This is a genomic window from Mycobacterium sp. (genome assembly GCF_052145595.1).
Lineage (GTDB): Bacteria > Actinomycetota > Actinomycetes > Mycobacteriales > Mycobacteriaceae > Mycobacterium.
Genome location: NZ_JBKQOI010000327.1, coordinates 1 through 20,986, shown reverse-complemented (window position 1 = coordinate 20,986; position 20,986 = coordinate 1). Strand labels below are relative to the sequence as shown.

Sequence of the window (20,986 nt, the reverse complement as noted above, 5' to 3'; positions counted from 1 at the left end):
GGTTGGATTGACCAGGCGGCGGATAGGGCGGATACGGCGGGTAGGCGGGGTATGCGTTACCGGGCTGGCCCGGATAACCGGGATAGTTTGGGGCCGGCTGCGGCCAGTAGGGCTGCTGTGGGGGCTGTCGAGGGCTCGGGGCCGGCGGGTACCAGTAACCCGGCTCGTGTTGCTGCGGCGGCCACCCCGGCGCATGCCAGCCCGCCGGGGCACCGTAGTCAGGCTGCGTGGGGCCCTGTGGATGATCACCGGCTCCTTGACCACCGTGAGAACCGTTGCCGCCAGGGGCGTTTCCACCGGCTTCCGCTTCCGCGGCCGCGGCGGCTTGGGTGGCCAGTGCGATCGCCGCCTTGAAGGCCGGCTCAGGGACGGGCGGGGGCCAGGGCTCGCCCCGCTCGATGGCCAGTTCGCCGGGCGTCTTGATCGGTGGCTTGTCCGACGGGATGCGGCCGCCGAAATCGTCGAACATGGTGAGCCGAGGACGTTTCTCAACGTCGGCGAAGATCCCCTCCAGCTCCGGTCGGTGCAGGGTCTCCTTTTCCAGCAGCTCGCCGGCCAGAGTGTCGAGGACGTCGCGGTATTCGGTGAGAATTTCCCAGGCCTCGGTGTGCGCCGCCTCGATCAGTTTGCGGACCTCATCGTCGATGTCGCGGGCGACCTCGTGGGAGTAGTCCGCCTGCGTTCCCATCGTCCGGCCCAGGAACGGGTCGCCGTGCTCGGTGCCGTATTTGACGGCGCCGAGTTTGGAACTCATGCCGAACTCGGTGACCATCGCCCGCGCGATCTTGGTGGCCTGGTCGATGTCGGACACCGCGCCGGTCGTCGGCTCGCGGAACACCAGTTCCTCGGCGGCGCGGCCACCCATCGCGAACACCAGCTGCGCGATCATCTCCGAGCGGGTCCGCAGGCCCTTGTCTTCCTCCGGCACCGCCACCGCGTGCCCGCCGGTGCGTCCCCGCGCCAGGATCGTCACCTTGTAGATGGGCTCGATATCGGGCATCGCCCAGGCCGCCAGGGTGTGGCCGCCCTCGTGATACGCGGTGATCTTCTTCTCCTGCTCGCTGATGATCCGGCCCTTGCGGCGTGGACCGCCGATCACCCGGTCCACCGCCTCCTCTAAAGCGGCGCTGGTGATGACGGTGCCGTTTTCCCGGGCGGTCAGCAGCGCCGCCTCGTTGATCACGTTGGCCAGGTCGGCGCCGGTCATGCCGACGGTGCGCTTGGCCAACCCGTCGAGGTCGGCGTCCGGAGCGATCGGCTTGCCCTTCGAGTGCACTTTGAGCACCGCGCGGCGGCCCGCCAGGTCGGGGTTGGACACCGGGATCTGCCGGTCGAAGCGGCCTGGTCGCAGCAGCGCCGGGTCCAGGATGTCGGGTCGGTTGGTGGCGGCGATCAGGATGACGCCGGCCCGCGGGTCGAAACCGTCCATCTCGACCAGCAACTGGTTCAGCGTTTGCTCGCGCTCGTCATGCCCGCCGCCGAGGCCCGCGCCGCGCTGGCGGCCCACCGCGTCGATCTCGTCGACGAAGATGATGCACGGGTTGTTCTGCTTGGCCTGCTCGAACAGGTCGCGCACCCGCGACGCGCCGACACCGACGAACATCTCGACGAAGTCCGAGCCGGAAATCGTGAAAAAAGGAACCCCGGCTTCTCCTGCTACAGCGCGGGCCAGCAGCGTCTTGCCGGTCCCGGGCGGGCCGTAGAGCAGCACCCCCTTGGGGATCTTGGCGCCCAGCGCCTGATAGCGACCCGGGTTCTGTAGGAAGTCCTTGATCTCGTAAAGCTCCTCGACCGCCTCGTCGACGCCGGCGACGTCGGCGAAAGTGGTCTTGGGCATGTCCTTGTTGAGCAGCTTGGCGCGCGATTTGCCGAACCCGAAGCCCATCCGGGCGCCGCCCTGCATGCGCGAGAACATCACGAACAGGCCCACCAGCAACAGCAGCGGCAGCACATAAACGAGCAGCTCGCCCAGGATGCTGCCTTCGTTGACGACGGTGCTGATCTTTGCGTTCTTGGCGCTCAGCGCGTTGAACAGATCGACGGCGTATCCGCTGGGGTATTTGGTGATGACCTTGTCGGAGTTCTCGGTGTCGTTGTTGCCCTTCTTCAGCGTCAACCGCAGTTGCTGCTCGCGATCGTCGATCTGCGCGCTCTTGACGTTGTCGCCGTTGATCTGGGCCATCGCCACCGAGGTGTCAACGGGCTTATAGCCGCGGGTGTCGTCGCTGAAGTAGAAGAACGACCAACCCAGCACCAGCACGACAGCAATCGCCGTGAGGGTGCGAATCACGTTTTTGCGGTTCATCAATCATCGGCCTTATCGGCCAGGTCCTTCCCCGAAACACCGAGCTGGAAAAGTCCAGGTTACCGCTAGCGGCGATCGCCGGCCCGGCCGAGCCGGGCGCAGCGGGTCGCCGCCATCGGGCACAGCGGCCATCGCCGGCCCGGCCGAGCCGGGCGCAGCGGGTCGCCGCCGTCCTGTCCAGATAACGACCGGTAGTTCCCGACGCCGACGCAGGAGGACGCAAACCACCCTCACATCGAGCGTCACGCTGGCGTGGCCACCGTCGCGCTGGCGTGACGCTCGGCGAAGAAACACGCCCTTCTCAGCCCGGGGCCGTTGTGATTTGGTGAGACGGTGCCCTCATCAACCGAACGGTTAGTCGACACCAACGGTGTGCAGCTGCGGGTGATCGAAGCGGGCGACCGCGGCGCGCCCGTGGTGATCCTGGCCCACGGCTTTCCCGAGCTGGCCTACTCATGGCGACACCAGATACCCGTCCTCGCCGAGGCCGGCTACCACGTGCTGGCGCCCGATCAACGAGGCTACGGTGGCTCGTCGCGTCCGGACGCGATCGAGGCCTACAGCATCTACGAGTTGACCGCCGACCTGGTCGGCCTGCTCGACGACGTCGGCGCCGAGCGTGCCGTCTGGATCGGACACGACTGGGGTGCCGCCGTGGTGTGGAACGCGCCACTGCTGCATCCCGACCGGGTCGCGGCGGTGGCCGGGTTGAGCGTCCCGCCGACGCCCCGTGCGAAAGTCCCGCCGACGCAGGCTTTCCGCCGCACATTCGGGGAAAACTTCTTCTACATCCTGCATTTCCAGGAGCCCGGCGTTGCCGACGCCGAACTCGACGGCGATCCAGCCCGCACGATGCGCCGGATGATGGGTGGCCTGCGGGCATCCGGCGATCAGAGCGCGGCGCTGCGAATGGTGGCGCCCGGCCCGGAAGGTTTCATCGATCGCCTGCCCGAACCGGACGAGCTGCCGGACTGGATCAGCCAGGACGAGCTCGACCATTACATCGGCGAGTTTTCCCGCACCGGGTTCACCGGCGGCCTGAACTGGTACCGCAATTTTGACCGCAACTGGGAGACCACCCCGGAACTTGCGGGCGCCAAAATCTCCGTGCCGTCGTTGTTTATCGGCGGGACAGCCGATCCGGTGTTGGCATTCACCCGCGCCGACCGTGCCTCGGAGGTGATCTCCGGCCCCTACCGCCAGGTGATGATCGACGGCGCGGGACACTGGCTGCAGCAGGAACGGCCCGACGAGGTGAACGCGACACTGTTGGAGTTCCTCAACGGATTGGAGCTGCGATGAGCGTGCCACTGCGCTTCGGCGTCTTCATCACGCCGTTTCATCCCATTGGCCAATCCCCCACGGTGGCACTGGAATACGACATGGAACGCGTCGTTGCACTGGACCGGCTCGGGTTCGACGAAGCGTGGTTCGGCGAGCACCACTCCGGCGGCTACGAGCTGATCGCCTGCCCTGAAGTGTTCATCGCGGCCGCAGCTGAGCGGACAAAGCACATCCGTCTGGGCACCGGTGTGGTCTCGCTGCCCTACCATCATCCGCTGATGGTGGCTGACCGCTGGGTGCTGTTGGACCACCTGACCCGCGGCCGGGTCATGTTCGGTACCGGTCCGGGCGCGCTGCCGTCGGATGCGTACATGATGGGCATCGACCCCATTGAGCAGCGGCGGATGATGCAGGAATCCCTCGATGCGATCCTTGCGCTGTTCCGCGCCGCACCCGATGAGAGAATCGACCGCCACTCCGACTGGTTCACGCTGCGCGACGCGCAGTTGCATATCCGCCCCTATACGTGCCCCTACCCGGAAATCGCTACCGCAGCGATGATTTCGCCGTCCGGGCCGCGACTGGCCGGCGCGTTGGGAACCTCGCTACTGTCACTGTCGATGTCGGTGCCCGGCGGCTACGCTGCGCTGGAAACCACCTGGGACGTGGTCCGCGAGCAGGCCGCCAAAGTCGGCCGGGACGAGCCCGACCGAGCGAACTGGCGCGTGTTGAGCATCATGCACATTGCGGACAGCCGTGATCAGGCGATCGACGATTGCACTTACGGCCTACAGGATTTCGCCAATTACTTCGGTGCGGCCGGGTTCGTCCCGCTGTCCAACACCATCGACGGCGCCCAGACACCGCACGAGTTTGTCGAAGACTATGCGGCCAAGGGAAATTGCTGCATCGGCGCGCCAGACGACGCGATCGCGCACATTGAAGATTTGCTGGAACGCTCGGGTGGTTTCGGGACGCTGCTGATGCTCGGCCACGACTGGGCCTCACCGGAAGCGACCTACCACTGCTATGACTTGTTCGCCCGCAAGGTGATTCCCTATTTCAAGGGACAGCTCGAAGCTTCGCGATCATCCCACGACTGGGCCAGAGGCAAGCGCGACGAATTGATTGGCCGCGCCGGTGAGGCCGTGGTGAAGGCCATCACCCAGCATGTTGACGAACAGAAAGGCGTGGGAAGCTGATGCGCGCTGCGGTATTACGAGACGGACGAATGGTCTACCGGGACGACGTGCCCGAGCCAGTGCCCGAAGCCGGCCAGGTGCTGGTCGGTGTGCGGGCGTGTGGAATCTGCGGCTCCGACTTGCATTTCGCGGCCCACGGCGGTGAGGTACTGGCGATGAGCGCTAGGGCGGGCGTCGGCGCCGATAGCGGAATGAGCGTCGATCTGGCGAGCGATGTGTTCATGGGTCACGAATTCAGCGCCGAGGTGCTCGAAGCCGGACCCGACACCGAAACTTACGCGCCGGGGACCCTGGTCACTTCGCTTCCGGTGCTGCTGTCCGCCAAGGGCGTTCAGCCGATCGTCTACAGCAACAGCACACTCGGCGGCTACGCCGAGCGAATGCTGCTCTCGGCGCCACTGCTGCTGCCCATTCCCAACGGCCTGGATGCCAGGCATGCCGCGCTGACCGAACCCATGGCGGTGGGGTTGCATGCCGTCAACAAGTCGAACATTGAGCCCGGCGAGACCGCCCTGGTGCTTGGTTGCGGTCCGATCGGAATTGCGATCATCGCTGCGCTTCGGGCGCGTGGCGTCGAAAATATTGTGGCCGCTGACTTTTCGCCGAAACGGCGGGACCTGGCCACCGCGATGGGCGCCCACCAGGCGCTGGATCCGGCGCAGGCTTCACCGTTCGACGGCGTCAAAGCCGCCGTCGTATTCGAGGCGGTTGGCGTGCCCGGAATCATCGACGACGTGCTGCTGCGGGCCCGGCGGGGAACGCGCCTGGTCGTCGCCGGGGTGTGCATGCAACCCGACACCGTGCATCCGTTCTTCGCGATCGCCAAAGAGATCAACGTGCAATTCGTGCTGGCCTACAACCCGGACGAGTTCGGCGCCTCGCTGCGCGCGCTCGCCGAGGGCGACATCGACGTCAGCCCGCTGATCACCGGAGAGGTAGGCCTGGACGAAGTCGGCCAGGCCTTTGATGACCTGGCCGACCCCGAGCGGCACTGCAAGATTCTCGTCACACCCTAGGGCGTTCAGGCCCAGCTGGATGTTTTTCAAAGGATTGAGGACCGCCACTACGTCGACTTCGGCGTCCTGATGCGAGCCGTTGGCGTGCTTGGCCACGACACCAGCATTCAGCGCTCAGGCTGCACCACCAAGGTCACCGGATCCCGCTTAGATCACCTTAGTGCCAGTGATCTTGGTCGCCGGAGTTCCCGCCTTGCCAGTGTGGGTTCCCGCCTTGCCAGTGTGGGTCGCCTTGCCAGTTTTGGTCCCAGGGGCCATTGTGCCAGTGGCCCTGGTCGCGGGCTTCACCGTCGAACCAGTGGTCGTCGTGGCAGCGGCCCCCGTCCCAGTTGTCGCCCCACCCCGGATCCCACCACTGGCCGGGGCACCAGTGATAATCCGGGAAGGGCGCAGGTTGGGCTTGGGCGACGGCAGCCGCCCCGAACCTCGCAAGCCCTAAACCGGCGGTCATTACGACGGTTGATGCTGCGATGCGTCCGATGTTTTTCATCCCGGAGTATTACCCGCTTCAGTGCGAACGAACCCTGCTCAGCGCCGAGTGCTGAGCATCCCCGCCATCACGATCCAAGCAAACGGCCCTGATCGGCGATGCCATCGGTGCCTACTGCGACGGCCTGGAGAACACGACCTTTTCCCGCAACCACGCGCGCCGGCTTGCGCGACACCGGTCCCCCGCAAACGAAGCCCGTCACAGCAACGAAGCTCCCGAATCAGCCAGACGCGCAAGCACAACCGCGAGCAACGATCCGGCAACGAGGCCCGACAGCGGTTCGAACAGGCCCGCAAGGAGGAGATCGCCGCGCGCAAATTCCGAAACCACATGCGCGACAATGCCGTTCCTGTTCAAAGGCGCACCGAGTACCAGCCCCTTTTGCACCTGGGTCAACGACCCCCGCTAGCCCGAAGAGCTACCGCCGGACTGGACTCTGACGAATCCACTCTGAAACCGCTGCCCGACGACCCGCCCTTTTGAGAACCTCTGATTCAACGCTCCCCGGAGCGTTAAGGTCCACACATGTCGATCGCAACGAACGCTCCGACGTTTGTCCGCCGGTCAATCGCCTTGGCTGCCGCCGGCCTGGCCGTCGCCGCGCTGCCGGCATGTAACAAGCACAATCCGCCACAGCCGGGGGCGAATCCGCGTCAAGTGACAGTCATCGGCTCAGGGCAAGTCCAGGGCGTCCCGGACACCTTGACCGCCGACGTCGGCATCGAGTTCACCGCACCCGACGTCACCACCGCGATGGACCAGACCAACGAGCGCCAGCAAGCGGTGATCAACGCGCTGGTGGGCGCCGGAATGGACCACAAGGACATCAGCACCACCGCGGTCACGCTGCAGCCGCAGTACAGCAATCCGGAGCCTAACGGCACCGCGAAAATCAGTGCCTACCGCGCCACCAACGCGATCCAGGTCAAGATCCACCCGACCGATACCGCGTCGCGAATGCTGGCCCTGATTGTCAGCACCGGCGGCGACGCTACCCGGATCAGCTCGGTCAGCTACTCCATCGCCGACGACTCTCAGCTGGTCAAGGACGCCCGTGCCCGGGCGTTCAACGACGCCAAGGACCGTGCCGACCAGTACGCCCAGTTGTCCGGCCTGCGGCTGGGCAGGGTGCTTTCCATTTCGGAGGCGTCCGGTAGCGCGCCCCTGGGCGGGGGGCCGCCGGTGCCTCGCGGCATGGTCGCGGCGGTCCCGCTCGAACCCGGCCAGCAGACTGTGAGCTTCTCGGTGACCGTGGTGTGGGAGCTGGACTAGGGTCTGGCTACTGCTGGTAGACCCTGGGGTCCAGGGTTCCGATATACGACAGGTCGCGGTAGCGCTCGTCGTAATCCAGGCCGTAGCCCACGACGAAGTCGTTGGGAATGTCGAAGCCCACGTAGGCGATCTCGACGTTGGCTCGCACCGCGTCGGGCTTGCGCAGCAGCGTGCACACCCGCAGCGAGCGCGGATGCCGCGTGGTCAGGTTGCGCAGCAGCCACGACAAGGTCAGGCCCGAGTCGACGATGTCCTCGACGATCAGCACATCGCGGTCGTTGATGTCGCGGTCCAAGTCCTTGAGGATCCGCACCACGCCCGACGAAGACGTTGAGGACCCGTAGGAGCTGACGGCCATGAATTCGAACTGCGTCGGCACCGGAATCGCGCGGGCCAGATCGGTGACGAAGATCACAGCACCTTTGAGCACGGTGATCAACAGCAGATCCTGGCCCGTCTCGGTGGCAATGTCGCGGAAGTGGTTGCCGATTTCCTCGCCGAGTTCGGCGATGCGGGCCTGAATCTGCTCCGCACTGAGCAGTACCGACTTGATATCCCCCGGGTACAGCTCCACGGGCTGAGCGGGGGTGCTCGCCGAGGCGGTCTGGGCCACGACCACAGCGTGCCACGCCAGCGGCCGAACAACCAACGGCGGCCCCGGTGTTGCGGGCTACCGGACCGCCTTCTGAACCGGCTCCCGCCACAATGTCAGTACGCCCTCGCGTCGCCCCGCAATCAATCGCTCACCGCGCAAGGCGGACCCCACCGCCACCCCGCCCTGCCCGCGCCAGGCAGTGACCAGCGCGTCCACGCCGCGGATCTGTTTGTCGGTCAATCCGGTCGCGCCCCCGACCAGGAGCCAGCCGCGGATCACCCGGCGTCGAACGGGGCCGGCCAGCGCGGCGAGGGCCTCGGCTTGTAGCCCGGAGCCTGTTTGCACCTGAGGCAGCGCCCGCGCGGCGAGCGCATCGATCAGGTCGGTGTCCTCGCGCAACGCCGTCGCGGTGCGGGCCAGCGCCTCGGCCACCCCGCCGCCCAGCACGTCCTCCAGGAGCGGCAGCACCTCCATCCGCAGCCGCGTCCGGGTGAAGCGCCGGTCGGTGTTGTGCGGATCCTGCCACGCGGTGAGGCCCAGCTCCTTGCACGCGGCGTGCGTCGTTGCCCGCCGCACACCCAATAACGGCCGACACCACGGTGGATCGTGCGCGCGCATCCCGGCGATCGAGCGCACCCCGGACCCGCGGCCCAGCCCCAGCAGCACCGTCTCCGCTTGATCGTCAAGCGTGTGGGCTAACAGCACCGGGCCGTCGCGGTACGCGCCCAACGCGGCGTAGCGGGCCGCACGCGCCGCCGCCTCGGGACCGCCGTCATTACCCACCCTCACGCGAAGCACCCGTGCCTCAACACATCCCACGGCGACCGCTTGCTCCCGCGCGGTCTCGGCGACGGCGGCCGAGTCGGGCTGCAGGCCGTGATCCACGATCAGCGCGGTGGTGGGCCGCAGCGGGGCGGCGACAGCGGTGAGCGCCAGTGAGTCCGGGCCGCCGGATAACGCCACGCACCATTGCTTTTCGGTGACGAGATAGGTCCGGGCGAACACTTCGACAGCCGCACGCAGCTGCCCTACAGCACCCTGTCGATCCATCGCTGGGGGTCTTCGATCTCGGCGGGCAGCGGCAGCGATTCCGGGCCCGACCAGACGGTGTTGAACCGCCCCATGCCGACCCGGCCGACCACGTGGTCGACGAACGCCTTGCCGCGGGTGTATTGGCTGAGCTTGGCGTCGAGCCCCAGCAGGGCGCGCAGCAGCCGCTGCAGCGGCGGTTGCTTACGATGGCGACGCTCGTCGAAACGACGACGGATGGTGGCCACCGACGGCACCACCACCGGCCCGACCGCATCCATCACGTGGTCGGCGTGGCCCTCCAGCAGCGTGCCGAGCACCAGCAACTGATCCAGGGCGTTGCGCTGCGGCTCGGACTGCACGGCGCGCAACAGCCCGACAATCCCCGACGAGCCGCCGTCGGGTGCGACCGCCCCGTTGCCGCGGTCGCGGACGAAATCGGCTAGCCGGCTCATCATCTGACCGATGTCGTCACCGGCGTCCTGCGTCAACTGCCCCAGCGCCTGCGACATGTAATCGGACAACCACCGGTTGGCGGTGAACTGCACCCGATGGGTCACCTCATGCAGACATACCCATAACCGGAAGTCTGAGGGCTCGATCCGCAGCTGACGCTCGACGGCGATGACGTTCGGATACACCAGCAGCAGGCGGCCCGCTTTTGCTTCGGCGAACGGGTCGTACTGCCCCAGGATCCCGGAAGACACAAACGCCAGCACGGCGCCGGTCTGCGCACCGGTGATGCGACCGGTCAGAAACCCCCTGGGCTTTTCGGTTCCGTTCGTCATCACCCGCATCGACTCGGCCGCCGCGCTGACCCACTCCGGGCGGTCGACGATGCGGGCCGGCGGCACCACGTCGCTGGTGACCAAGCCCGTGACGTCGCGCACCGGCGGTTCGGCTTTGGCGGCCGCACTAGTCAGCTCCTCCATCGCCTGGCGACGGGTGTAGTCGCTGGACGGCGGACCCGGCCGGACCAGGCGCTGGCCGACGGTGGCCGCGAATCGCCAGTCGACGGCGGTACCGATGGTCAGCTCAGAGGATGTGGTCATGTTGCGCACCCGCACGACCAAAGCTTGGTGGCCAGGGCATCCATCACGTTACGGCCATTCGGGCCGGCGTCGTTGGAGAGGAAAGCGAACGTGAGCACCCGTCCGCTGCGGTCGGTGAGCAGCCCGACCAGGGCGTTGGTGGCGGTCAACGAGCCGGTCTTGGCGCGCAGCCAGCCGGCTGGGCCCTGGTTGGTGGCCGGGTCGAGAAAGCGGTCGGCCAGCGTGCCGCTGCCGGCGGCGATCGGAAGGAGATCGAGGAGCGACCGCAGCGCCGGCTGGTCTGGTCCCGCGGCCGCCTGCACCACTCCGTCGAGCGTCTTGGCCGTTAACCGGTCGTCGACCGAGAGCCCGCTGGAATCCGCGAGCGCGGCACCGGAGGTGTCGACGTGCGCGGTGCTCAACCGGTTGGTCACCGCGTCGACCGCGCCGGCGAAGCTCCGCGGCCGGTTGATCGCGGCTGCGACCTCGCGGGCGATGCATTCGGCCATCACATTGTCGGAGGCGTTCATCATCTGCGACAGCCGCTGAATCAACGGCGCCGACTGCACTACGGCCAGTTGACGCGCCCCAGATGGCGCCGCGGCGATTGTCACCGCCCCGGGATCCAGGCCGAGGCCCTTGGCGAGCTCCCGTCCGGCATCGAGCGCCGGGGTGAGGGACCGTCTCGAGTTGACCGTTGTCGGCTGAATGCGCCCGGCGTCGATCATCGCCGACTCGATCGGCGCGATGTCGCCATTGCCAATATCAGCCGGATCCCAGCCCGGCGCCATCGTCGGCCCACTGAACGCCGAGGTGTCCACCCGCACCGCGGTCGGCGTCACGCCGCTGCGACGAATCTGTTCGACAAGGTCGCTGATGCGCGCTGCACCCCGGTACCAGGTGTCCACACCGGGCGGCGCCGCCGACAGCGTCGGATCCCCGGCACCCACCAGTACGACCAGCCCTTGCGGGCTCGGGCCGCCGGCCACCACACGCGTACTGATCCGGGCCTCGCGGTCCAACGTCAACAGCGCCGCGGCCGCGGTCAGGACTTTGTTGGTCGACGCCGGCACCAGCGGCAGGTCGTCGGCCACCTGCCAAAGCTCTTTGCCGGTGATGGCGTCGGTGATCCGGCCACCCAGCCGCCCAAGATTTGGATCCGCCGCCACGGGCGCCAGCGTCGCCGCCACCCCACCCGCGCTGGGCGTCTCAGCCGTATCGGGGACCGGGACCACTCCCGGCGTAACCGTCGGCGGGCGCGGAGGCGGCATGGGGGCATGCGCGGCGCCGGCGCCGTGCACACCCATGGTGAAAAACGTCGCCGCCGCCACCACCGCGGCGACAAACGCCAGCACGGCCAACCCGACGAACACGTGGGTGGATTTCCGCCAGCGAGTGGGGCCCATCGCTCTCCTGACTGTTGGAGCCCATTCTGCCGAATCGGCCGCAATCCGCTCGACTAGGGTGGATGCGCCACGCAACTGACCTAACCAGACCCACCCCTAGTGAAGGAGCCGGCGACGTGCGATTCGACGTGACCATCGAAATTCCGAAAGGCCAGCGGAACAAGTACGAGGTCGATCACGAGACGGGCCGGGTGCGTCTGGACCGCTACCTCTACACCTCGATGGCGTATCCCACCGATTACGGCTTCATCGAGGACACCCTCGGTGAAGACGGCGACCCGCTGGACGCGCTGGTGCTGCTGACGGAGCCGCTGTTCCCCGGCGTGCTGGTGGAGGCCCGTCCGGTGGGAATGTTCCGGATGGTCGACGAGGCCGGCGGCGACGACAAGGTGTTGTGTGTTCCGGCCGGCGACCATCGCTGGGACCACATCCAAGACATCGGAGACGTTCCGGAATTCGAACTGGATGTGATCAAGCACTTCTTCTCCCAATACAAGGCACTGGAGCCGGGCAAGTACGTCAAGGCGGCCGACTGGGTGGACCGCGCCGCGGCCGAAGCCGAGGTGCAGCGTTCGGTGGAGCGATTCAAGACTTCCGGGCACTGACGAGCAGTAACGCTTTCGGCGTAACCGCACTCCGTATCGCGGTGGCATCCTGGCGATGTGACTCCTGCGCTTCATTTCGCCGCGAATTTCTGGTGGCTGATCTTCCCGCTGGCGGGCGCGATCGGCACGGGCATCAGGGCGGTCGCCGCGGCCAACGAGCGCCGCGCCGAACGACGGCTGGAGCGCTACCGGTTGAAGCAGCAAGCCAAGATCGCCGCGGCCGAGGCATCCGCGCGCGTGCGGAACAACAAGGAAAGCTCCCGCCGCGAGCTCGCCAAACTCATTGCGTCGCATGACCGTACCGATGCGCGGTGGTTCGGCTACGAGGTCGATATCGCCAAGTTGCTCGACTTCCCGATGATGACCAACATGCGAGATCCGCTGACGATCGCATTCCACAAGGCCAAGCAACGCGCGGACCTGCTGCGGCCGGAACGGCCCGACGACCTCGTCGGCGACCGGGCAGCGCAACTGGAATACCGCGACGCCGTGCATGAGTACATCAGCGCGTTCGAGATCGCCGAGGCCGAGGCGATTCGCCGGCGGCGCAGCGACTTCTCGGCGGATGACCAGCAACGGTTGGCGCGCGCCCAGCACCTGCTGCACCTGGCGCAAGACGAGGCGGCCACCCTAGAGGAACGGCAGAACGCCTACGCGCGGGCGAGCAAGGAGCTCGACGGGCTGATCGCGCTGCCGGCCCCCGCGCGGGCCAGCATCGAACGGCGCATCGCCGGCCAGATCGAGGCTTAACCGCTCTCGGCAGCCTGGGCGTGGCGCCGGTTGCGCAGCACGCTCCAGCCGAACGCCGCCCCGATGAAGAACACCCCCACCGAAGCGGTGACCGCCTCGGGGATCTGGAATCGCGGCTCGATGGAGACCAGCATGATCACGGCCAGCACGCCGATCGCCCAATGCGCGCCGTGTTCCAGGTACACGTAACGGTCCAGCGCTTCCTGCTGGACCAGGTAGATGGTGATGGATCGGACGAACATCGAGCCCACCAGTCCCAGACCCAGCGCGATGACGATCGGGTCCGAAGTGATCGCGAAGGCGCCGGTGACGCCGTCGAACGAGAAGGCGGCGTCTAGCACCTCGAGATAGAGAAACAGGGTGAGGCCGGCCATCCCGACCGCCTTCCCGGTCGTCCCCGCGTCGACGTCGGGTGGCCGGAGCGCCCGGCTCAATCCGTTTACGACCAGATACGTGACCAGGCCCAGCAGCCCGGCGGTCAGCACCGTCGCACGCTCATCACTGGAGTGGGTCAGCTGCGTGCCGACGAGGACCAGCGCAGCGACGACCACCACCACCGACACCTGACCGAGCCGGCCGATGCGGGCGAACGGGGCCTCAATCCACTTGAGCCACTTGATGTCTCGGTCGTAAACGATGAATTCCAAGAACAGCGTCAACAGGAACGTCCCGCCGAATGCCGCGATCTGCGGGTGGGCGGCCAAGATCAGCTTTTCATAGCTGGGCGAGCCGTCCGGAAATTCCAGCGCGCCATACGGCGGTGGACGTAACGCCAACTCCATCGCGCGAACCGGATCGATGCCCGCCGTCGCCCAAACAATGACCAACGGAAAGATCAGCCGCATCCCGAATACCGCGATGAGAATCCCGACGGTCAGGAACATCTGCCGCCAAAACGGACTCATCCGCTGCAGGATCGCGGCGTTGATGATGGAGTTGTCGAACGACAGCGACACCTCGAGGACAGCCAGCACCAGCAGCAAGAAGAGGTCATCCAGGCCGCCGTACGCGTACCCGACGGCAAGGGCCGCGGCGGTGACCAACAGCGAAATCCCGAAGGTGCGGAACGCGGCCATGGATCCTTCCCGACAGCCGCTCACAATAGCGAACCGCCTCGCCAGCGCGGGCCGTCGCTGCCGGCGCACTTACTATTTTCAAATTGTGGCTATGCACCGGGTCAGTCGGCCGAGGAAGCTGCCCCGGTGACCGAAGTCGGGGCCTCGCGGGGGCCGGTCGCGCGCGGCAGCGTGGCTCGGGTTGGCACCGCCACCGCACTGACCGCGCTGTGTGGGTACGCGGTGATCTATCTGGCCGCTCGTGACCTGGCTCCGAGCGGCTTCTCGGTATTCGGGGTGTTCTGGGGGGCGTTCGGCCTGGTCACCGGCGCCGCCAACGGCCTGTTGCAGGAAACCACCCGCGAGGTCCGCTCGCTGGGCTACATCAGCGACCTAGGGGACGTGGCCAACAGTCGCACCCATCCGCTACGAGTCGCCGCAATGGTCGGCGTGGCCGCGGCCGTCGTGATCGCCGGTAGCTCGCCGTTGTGGAGCGGTCGGGTATTCGTCGAGGCGCGTTGGTTGTCGGTCGGACTGCTCAGCGTCGGGCTGGCCGGGTTTTGCCTGCACGCCACCCTGCTGGGCATGCTCGCCGGCACCAACCGGTGGACCCAGTACGGAGCGCTGATGGTGACCGACGCGGTCATCAGGGTGACGGTCGCCGCGGCCACGTTCGCGGTCGGATGGGGCCTGATCGGGTTCTTGTGGGCAACCGTGGCCGGCGCGGCGGCCTGGCTGATCATGTTGGTGGCCTCGCCCACAACGCGCGCCGCGGCCCGCCTGCTGACGCCCGGCGGCACCGCGACCTTTCTGCGGGGCGCGGCCCATTCCATCACCGCGGCCGGTGCCAGCGCGATCCTGGTGATGGGGTTTCCCGTGCTGCTGAAGCTGACCAGCGCTGAGCTCGGGGCACAAGGCGGCGTGATCATCCTGGCCGTGACGTTGACCCGCGCGCCGCTGCTGGTGCCGCTGACGGCCATGCAGGGCAACCTGATCGCTCATTTCGTCGACGAACGCCGCGACCGGCTTCGGGCCCTGATCGCGCCGGCGGCGATCATTGGTGGCATCGGTGCGGTCGGGGTGGTGGCGGCGGGCGTCGTGGGACCGTGGTTGCTGCGGGTCGGCTTCGGGGCGCAGTACCAGGCCAGCAGCGCGCTGCTGGCGTGGCTGACCGGGGCCGCCGTGGCGATCGCCATGCTGACGCTCACCGGCGCCGCCGCTGTAGCCGCCGCGCTGCACCGCGCCTATTCGCTGGGCTGGGTCGGTGCGACGGTGGCGTCGGGGCTGTTGCTGCTGTTGCCGCTGCCGCTACAGACGCGCACCGTGGTCGGCCTGTTGTGCGGTCCATTGGTGGGAATCGGCGTCCATCTGCTGGCGCTCGCGCGTGCCGAACGCTTAGCCGGCTGATCGCGACCGGACCAGCGTGTACCTTGTGGGCTTGAAATGCATTACCCGGACGTGTGGATCGTCATTCCCGCCTTCAACGAAGCCGCTGTCATCGGCGAGGTGATCGCCGATGTGCGCTCGGTCTTCGACCATGTCGTCTGCGTGGACGACGGCAGCACCGACGGCACCGGCGAGATCGCCAGGCGAGCCGGGGCTCATCTGGTGCGCCATCCGATCAACCTGGGACAGGGAGCGGCCATCCAGACCGGCGTCGAGTACGCCCGCAAGCAGCCCGGGGCGCAGGTTTTCGCCACGTTCGACGCCGACGGCCAGCATCGCGTCAAAGACCTGGCCGCGATGGTCGACCGCCTCAACGCCGGTGACGTCGACGTCGTGATCGGAACGCGGTTCGCCGGGCAGCAGGGCAGCCGGCCGCCGTTTCTGAAGAGGATCGTGCTGCAGACCGCCGCACGGATGAGCCGGCGCGGTCGCCGACTTGGCTTGACCGATACCAACAACGGCCTGCGAGTGTTCAACAAGAGGGTCGCCGACGGACTGAACATCACCATGAGCGGCATGAGTCACGCGAACGAGTTCGTGATGCTGATCGCCGAAAATCATTGGCGCGTGGTTGAACAACCGGTTGAAGTGCTGTACACCGAATATTCGAAGTCGAAGGGGCAGCCCCTCCTCAACGGCGTCAACATCATTTTCGACGGGTTCCTGCGAGGGAGGATTCCGAGATGAACTGGATCCAGGTGCTTTTGATCGGGTCGATCGTCGCGCTGCTGGTCTATCTGCTGCGGTCGCGCAGGAACGCGCGGTCTCGGGCATGGGTCAAGGTCGGGTACGTCGTATTCGTGCTGGCCGGCATCTATGCCGTGCTCCGGCCTGACGACACCACGATCGTCGCGCACTGGTTCGGGGTACGGCGCGGCACCGACCTGATGCTCTACGCACTGATCATGGCGTTCTGTTTCACCACGCTGAGCACTTACATGCGATTCAAGGACCTGGAGTTGCGTTACGCGAGACTGGCTCGCGCCGTGGCGCTCGAGGGCGCGCAGACGCCCGAGTAAGCGGTCAGGCCGTGCGCACGTGCCGGAAGTACTCCACCGTGCGACGTATCCCGTCGTCCAGCTGGACTTGCGGACGCCAGCCCAAAACCCTTTCGGCCAAACCGATGTCGAGGCACGACCGCCTCAGGTCGCCCAGGCGATCCGGATGAAACGCCGGGTCGTCGGGCCCACCGACGGCCGCGGCCACCGCCGAATGCAGTTTGCGGTCCGAGGTTTCCATTCCGGTGCCGATGTTGAAGCGCTGCCCACCCCCTGCATCCCCGGCGGCCTTGATGAAGGCGTCCACCACATCGTCGACGTAAACGTAGTCGCGGGTTTTGGTGCCGTCCCCGAACACCTTGGTGGGCTTACCCGACAGCAGTGCCTGGGCGAAGATCGCCACCACGCCGGCTTCACCGTGCGGATCCTGGCGGGGGCCGTAGACGTTGGCGGGTGCGATGTGCGAGCAATCCAGACCGTACAGGTGGCGAAAAGTGTTCAGGTAAATCTCGCCCGCCACCTTGCCCGCAGCGTAGGGCGATGCCGGGTCGGTGGGCACCGTCTCGGGAGTCGGGTACCGCGGCGGGGTGCCGTAGATGGATCCCCCCGACGAGGTGTGCACGATTTTGCGTACCCCGCTCAGGCGTGCCGCCTCGGCCAGGCGCACCGTGCCGATGACGTTGACCGAGGCGTCGAATTGCGGGTCGGCCACCGAGTGCCGCACGTCGATCTGCGCCGCCAGGTGGAACACCACCTCCGGGTGGTGCTCCTCGAGGATGGCGTGCAGATCGGCGGTCACGATGTCCGCCTCGACGAAGACGTACTCGGGGTTGCCGGCCAGATGCTCGATGCTGGTCGCGCGACCGGTGGCGAAATTGTCCAATCCCACCACCGTGTGACCGTCGGCAAGCAGACGGTCGACTAGCGTCGACCCGATGAATCCGGCTCCCCCGGTGACCAGCGCGCGCACCGGCCCACCATACCGGCGGGCTGCGCGGACGGCACGTGTGCCTCGCGTGGCTGTCGCCGCCGTCGCGTTGATCACGCTGCAGCTGGGGATACGCGCGGTGCTGGCATTCGGCGGCTATTTCTACTGGGACGACCTCATTCTCATCGGAAAGGCGGGCACCCAGGGTTTGCTGTCGCCGTCATACCTGTTCGACGACCACGACGGCCACGTGATGCCGGGCGCCTTCCTGGTCGGCGGTGCCATCGTCCGGTTGGCACCACTGGACTGGACATGGCCGGCGCTCAGCCTGCTGGTCTTGCAGCTGCTGGCCTCGCTGGCCCTGTTGCGCGCGCTGTACGTCATCCTCGGCTGGCGTCCGGTACTGCTGATCCCGTTGACGTTCGCGCTGTTCACACCGCTGGCCGTGCCGGGCTTCGCGTGGTGGGCGGCCGCACTGAACTCGCTGCCGATGCTGGCGGCGCTGGCCTGGGTGTGCGCCGACGCGATCCTGCTGGTCCGCACGGGCAACCGGCGCTACGCGACGACCGGCCTGCTGGTCTACTTCGGCGGGCTGCTGTTCTTCGAGAAGGCCGCGGTGATCCCGTTCGTGGCCTTCGCGGTGGCCGCCCTGCTGCGCCACGTGCAGGGTGATCGGGCGGCCCTGCGGACGGTGTGGCGGGCCGGCCTGCGGTTGTGGATCGCGTCGCTGACGTTGACCGCCGGCTGGGTCGCGGTGTACCTGGCCGTGGTCAATCAGCAGCGATGGAGTTTCGACCTGTCGATGACGTGGGATCTGCTGTGGCGGTCGATCACCCACGGCATCGTGCCGGCGCTGGCCGGCGGGCCGTGGCACTGGGGCCGATGGGCACCGGCCTCGCCGTGGGCCACGCCCCCGCCGTCGGTGATGGCGCTGGGCTGGCTGGTCCTGATCGGGGTGCTCGCCCTGTCGCTGATCCGCAAGCAACACATCGGGCCGGTGTGGCTGACCGCGGTCGGTTACACCGTCGCCTGTCAGGTGCCGATCTACCTGATGCGGTCTTCAAAGCAGACCGCCCTGGAACTCGCCCAAACCTTGCGGTATCTGCCGGATCTCGTCGTCGTGCTGGCGCTGCTCGCCGCGGTCGCGTTGTGCGCCCCAAACCGGCCGGCCCCGGCGCGTTGGCTGGATGCCTCGCCGAAACGCACTGTGGTGGCGGTGGGATTGGCGGTGTTGTTCGTGGCCAGCAGCCTGTTCTCGACGGCGACGTTCCTGACCAGCTGGCGGGACAACCCCGCACAGCCCTACCTGCTGAATGCTCGGGCGAGTTTGGCCGCCGCGCACTCCTCCTCGACCGCGCCACTGCTGGATCAGGAGGTCGATCCTCTGGTGCTGCAACGGGTGGCCGCGCCGGAGAACCTGGCCAGCCACATGTTCGCGCTGTTGCGGGACAGACCAGAATTCGCCATGGCCACAACGCAATTGCGCATGTTCGATAGCTCGGGGCGGCTGATCAATGCACGAGTGACCTGGATTCGCACCATCGTGCCCGGGCCTATGCCGCGGTGCGGCTATTTCGCGCAACCGGATAAGCCGGCGCGGTTGATCCTCGACGGGCCGCTGCTGCCCGCCGATTGGACCGTCGAACTCAATTACCTTGCCAATAGCGACGGTTCGATGACTTTAGCGATGACGCAAGGCCCCGACGTCAAAGTTCCGGTGCGTCCGGGACTCAATCGGGTGTTTGCTCGGCTGCCGGGCGCCGGACACGCGATCACCGTCCGAGCCGACACCACCGCGCTGTCATTGTGTATCGCGTCGGGACCGGTGGGCTTCCTCGCGCCAGCCTGAGGGCTCGTCGAGCCGCCTGGGGTGTGTGGTTCCAGGACATAGGAATGGCGTGTCTCAAGACATCGGAATACATCGGGGCGCCCCGAGGAGAGCAGGGAGGCCCGATTTCCCAGCAGCGCGCGTTGTGCGCGTTGTCGGCCCCGGCGCACAATCCCAAATCTCGGCGTGAGCGATTCGCGAGCCCAATCAGTCTGCTAAAGTGAAGCGCTCGCGCCCGCGGACGGACTAAGCTCCGCGTATGCGCGACCTCGAGGCGATCGACTCGGAACTCGGACTGCTGCTGGCGCTTCGCAACATGACCCGTGAGGCAGAAGAAGGTCGCACGCCAAATACGGCGCGGATAGACGCGCTGCTGGATGAGCGCTCGGCAGCATCAACAGGCTGAGCAGGCCGGAGGTTTCAGATGTCGGTTGTGATCGCGCCAGAATTTGTGGCGGCCGCAGCCTCGAACCTGGCGAATATCGGTTCGACGATCAACACGGCCAACGCTGCAGCGGCCGCCCCTACATCGGAGATAGTCGCCGCGGGCGAGGACGAAGTCTCGCAAGCCGTCGCGGGGCTGTTCGCTGCGCACGCGCAGGCCTATCAGGCGATCGGCGCTGAAGCCGCAGCATTTCACCAGGACTTCGTCCAGCTCATGGATGCGACTGCGGGCTCGTATGCCGGTGCCGAGGCCGCCAATGCCTCAACGCTGCAGAACCTGTCGGGGCTGGCTGCGAATGCGGCCCAAAACATCGGCTACGGCAACATCGGCAACGAAAACATCGGCTTCTACAACTACGGCAACGGCAACGTCGGCTTCTACAACTACGGCGTCAGCAACTTCGGCATTGCCAACGTGGGCTCCTACAACTTTGGCGGCTGGAACACCGGCTATGCCAACTTTGGTTTAGGCAATTACGGAATCCGCAATATCGGCATCGGGGTCACCGGCTCCTATCAGATTGGTATTGGCCAGCTAAGCATTACCTACTAGACGGATCTTCAGCGCCCCGCGCGGCGCCGCTCGAAGCGGCCGACGAGATCGAGCGGCCTTGGCCGCAGATTGCCGCCATATGTCAGCATGGGCGACGTGAGCGCCCGCCAGATTGCTCGTTTCCTTGGTGCTGCAGTTCTGACCACCTGCGCGATGCTGAATGCAGCCATCAGCATTCCTTCCACCGCCGCTGCAGCTCCATGCCCCAACATCGAGGTGGTGTTCGCTCGCGGCAGCGATCAGCCACCTGGTGTTGGCTGGGAAGGACAGGCATTTGTCGATTCGCTGCGCCCGCAAGTCGGCGGGAGATCCCTCGGGGTGTATGCAGTCAACTACCCTGCGACGAGCAATGAGTTGGCTAACTCCGCCTCCGCCGGCGCTAAAGATGCGAGCGCCCATGTCGAGTACATGGCGGCGAACTGTCCCGATACCAGGATGGTGCTCGGTGGATATTCCCTAGGCGCGGTCGTGATCGATCTCATCACCGCGGCGGGTGTGCCACCTCAGGGCTTCATCCCCGCGCCGATGCCGCCGGAGGTGGCTGACCACGTTGCCGCGGTCGCCGTCTTCGGAAATCCGTGGGTTAGATCGCTGGGGGCACCGCTGACCGCGATCAGCCCGCTGTATGGGGCTAAGGCCATTGACTTGTGTAATCCCGGAGATCCGATTTGCTCCGACGGCGGGGATACGTCGGCGCACTCTCGCTATGTGCAGTCCGGGATGGTTAATCAGGCCGCGACTTTCGCCGC

Annotated in this window: 20 protein-coding genes and 1 pseudogene; 14 read left to right on the top strand and 7 right to left on the bottom strand. The window is 66.6% G+C overall.

What is annotated here, in order from left to right:
* Nucleotides 1-2,305: ATP-dependent zinc metalloprotease FtsH (ftsH, locus tag ACLP4W_RS27445; RefSeq protein ID WP_442390519.1), on the bottom strand; the 2,305-nt coding region annotated here is incomplete at its 3' end.
* Between the two features lie 333 nt (nt 2,306-2,638).
* Between ftsH and ACLP4W_RS27440 the strand changes: the two genes are divergently transcribed.
* The 5 genes and pseudogenes from ACLP4W_RS27440 (at nt 2,639) to ACLP4W_RS27420 (ending at nt 7,569) form a co-directional block, all read left to right on the top strand.
* Complete coding sequence (locus ACLP4W_RS27440) at nt 2,639-3,607, top strand: alpha/beta fold hydrolase (RefSeq protein ID WP_442390518.1); 969 nt, start codon at nt 2,639-2,641, stop codon at nt 3,605-3,607.
* Nucleotides 3,604-4,791 (top strand): LLM class flavin-dependent oxidoreductase, encoded by a 1,188-nt coding sequence (locus ACLP4W_RS27435; protein WP_442390517.1) that lies wholly within the window; start codon nt 3,604-3,606, stop codon nt 4,789-4,791. The genes ACLP4W_RS27440 and ACLP4W_RS27435 overlap by 4 nt, the downstream gene beginning before the upstream one ends.
* Nucleotides 4,791-5,807 carry a zinc-binding dehydrogenase gene (locus tag ACLP4W_RS27430; protein WP_442390516.1) on the top strand — a complete coding sequence of 339 codons (1,017 nt, stop codon included), beginning with the start codon at nt 4,791-4,793 and terminating at the stop codon, nt 5,805-5,807. Before ACLP4W_RS27435 ends, ACLP4W_RS27430 begins: the two co-directional genes overlap by 1 nt.
* A gap of 619 nt (nt 5,808-6,426) precedes the next feature.
* Nucleotides 6,427-6,780, top strand: a pseudogene (locus tag ACLP4W_RS27425) (HNH endonuclease signature motif containing protein); the annotation flags it as partial.
* Nucleotides 6,781-6,822: 42 nt separating this feature from the next.
* Nucleotides 6,823-7,569: an SIMPL domain-containing protein gene (locus tag ACLP4W_RS27420; RefSeq protein WP_442390515.1), complete on the top strand. Its 747-nt coding sequence runs from the start codon at nt 6,823-6,825 to the stop codon at nt 7,567-7,569.
* Between the two features lie 7 nt (nt 7,570-7,576).
* Here ACLP4W_RS27420 and hpt read toward each other — a convergent pair whose 3' ends face one another.
* Genes hpt through dacB form a run of 4 tightly spaced genes read right to left on the bottom strand, consistent with a single transcriptional unit; the run spans nt 7,577 to nt 11,630 of the window.
* A complete protein-coding gene (gene hpt, locus ACLP4W_RS27415; protein ID WP_442390514.1) occupies nt 7,577-8,188 on the bottom strand; it encodes a hypoxanthine phosphoribosyltransferase in 612 nt (203 codons plus the stop codon).
* A 51-nt stretch (nt 8,189-8,239) separates the two neighbouring features.
* Entirely contained in the window at nt 8,240-9,214 is a 975-nt protein-coding gene (tilS, locus tag ACLP4W_RS27410) for a tRNA lysidine(34) synthetase TilS (protein WP_442390513.1), read from the bottom strand.
* The gene (locus ACLP4W_RS27405) at nt 9,193-10,245 is read right to left on the bottom strand and encodes a zinc-dependent metalloprotease (RefSeq protein WP_442390512.1); all 1,053 of its coding nucleotides are present in this window, start codon (nt 10,243-10,245) and stop codon (nt 9,193-9,195) included. The genes tilS and ACLP4W_RS27405 overlap by 22 nt, the downstream gene beginning before the upstream one ends.
* A complete protein-coding gene (gene dacB / locus ACLP4W_RS27400; RefSeq protein WP_442390511.1) occupies nt 10,242-11,630 on the bottom strand; it encodes a D-alanyl-D-alanine carboxypeptidase/D-alanyl-D-alanine endopeptidase in 1,389 nt (462 codons plus the stop codon). The genes ACLP4W_RS27405 and dacB overlap by 4 nt, the downstream gene beginning before the upstream one ends.
* A gap of 116 nt (nt 11,631-11,746) precedes the next feature.
* Between dacB and ACLP4W_RS27395 the strand changes: the two genes are divergently transcribed.
* Both ACLP4W_RS27395 and ACLP4W_RS27390 read left to right on the top strand, forming a co-directional pair.
* Nucleotides 11,747-12,235, top strand: a complete 489-nt coding sequence (locus tag ACLP4W_RS27395; RefSeq protein WP_442390510.1) for an inorganic diphosphatase — start codon at nt 11,747-11,749, stop codon at nt 12,233-12,235.
* 57 nt (nt 12,236-12,292) lie between these two features.
* Nucleotides 12,293-12,985, top strand: a complete 693-nt coding sequence (locus ACLP4W_RS27390) for a hypothetical protein (protein ID WP_442390509.1) — start codon at nt 12,293-12,295, stop codon at nt 12,983-12,985.
* On the opposite strand, the gene ACLP4W_RS27385 is transcribed toward ACLP4W_RS27390, so the two are convergent.
* Nucleotides 12,982-14,061 carry a DUF475 domain-containing protein gene (locus ACLP4W_RS27385; protein ID WP_442390508.1) on the bottom strand — a complete coding sequence of 360 codons (1,080 nt, stop codon included), beginning with the start codon at nt 14,059-14,061 and terminating at the stop codon, nt 12,982-12,984. The genes ACLP4W_RS27390 and ACLP4W_RS27385 overlap by 4 nt on opposite strands.
* Before the next feature lie 126 nt (nt 14,062-14,187).
* Here ACLP4W_RS27385 and ACLP4W_RS27380 point away from each other — a divergent pair, with 126 nt between their 5' ends.
* From ACLP4W_RS27380 to ACLP4W_RS27370, 3 genes are read left to right on the top strand one after another with little or no spacing between them, the layout of a single operon-like run.
* The gene (locus tag ACLP4W_RS27380) at nt 14,188-15,447 is read left to right on the top strand and encodes a hypothetical protein (RefSeq protein WP_442390507.1); all 1,260 of its coding nucleotides are present in this window, start codon (nt 14,188-14,190) and stop codon (nt 15,445-15,447) included.
* A gap of 36 nt (nt 15,448-15,483) precedes the next feature.
* On the top strand, nt 15,484-16,173 hold the full coding sequence (locus ACLP4W_RS27375) for a glycosyltransferase family 2 protein (RefSeq protein ID WP_442390506.1): 690 nt from the start codon (nt 15,484-15,486) through the stop codon (nt 16,171-16,173).
* A complete protein-coding gene (locus tag ACLP4W_RS27370; protein WP_442390505.1) occupies nt 16,170-16,505 on the top strand; it encodes a DUF2304 domain-containing protein in 336 nt (111 codons plus the stop codon). The genes ACLP4W_RS27375 and ACLP4W_RS27370 overlap by 4 nt, the downstream gene beginning before the upstream one ends.
* Before the next feature lie 4 nt (nt 16,506-16,509).
* On the opposite strand, the gene ACLP4W_RS27365 is transcribed toward ACLP4W_RS27370, so the two are convergent.
* Entirely contained in the window at nt 16,510-17,454 is a 945-nt protein-coding gene (locus ACLP4W_RS27365; protein ID WP_442390504.1) for an NAD-dependent epimerase/dehydratase family protein, read from the bottom strand.
* Between ACLP4W_RS27365 and ACLP4W_RS27360 the strand changes: the two genes are divergently transcribed.
* The 4 genes from ACLP4W_RS27360 to ACLP4W_RS27345 form a co-directional block, all read left to right on the top strand.
* Complete coding sequence (locus ACLP4W_RS27360; RefSeq protein WP_442390503.1) at nt 17,420-19,261, top strand: hypothetical protein; 1,842 nt, start codon at nt 17,420-17,422, stop codon at nt 19,259-19,261. The two genes, ACLP4W_RS27365 and ACLP4W_RS27360, sit on opposite strands and share 35 nt — an antisense overlap.
* Nucleotides 19,262-19,499: 238 nt before the next feature.
* The gene (locus tag ACLP4W_RS27355; RefSeq protein ID WP_442390502.1) at nt 19,500-19,646 is read left to right on the top strand and encodes a hypothetical protein; all 147 of its coding nucleotides are present in this window, start codon (nt 19,500-19,502) and stop codon (nt 19,644-19,646) included.
* 18 nt (nt 19,647-19,664) lie between these two features.
* Entirely contained in the window at nt 19,665-20,237 is a 573-nt protein-coding gene (locus tag ACLP4W_RS27350; RefSeq protein ID WP_442390501.1) for a PE domain-containing protein, read from the top strand.
* 96 nt (nt 20,238-20,333) lie between these two features.
* Nucleotides 20,334-20,986 (top strand): cutinase family protein (locus ACLP4W_RS27345; protein ID WP_442390520.1); only part of this gene is annotated, 653 nt, incomplete at its 3' end.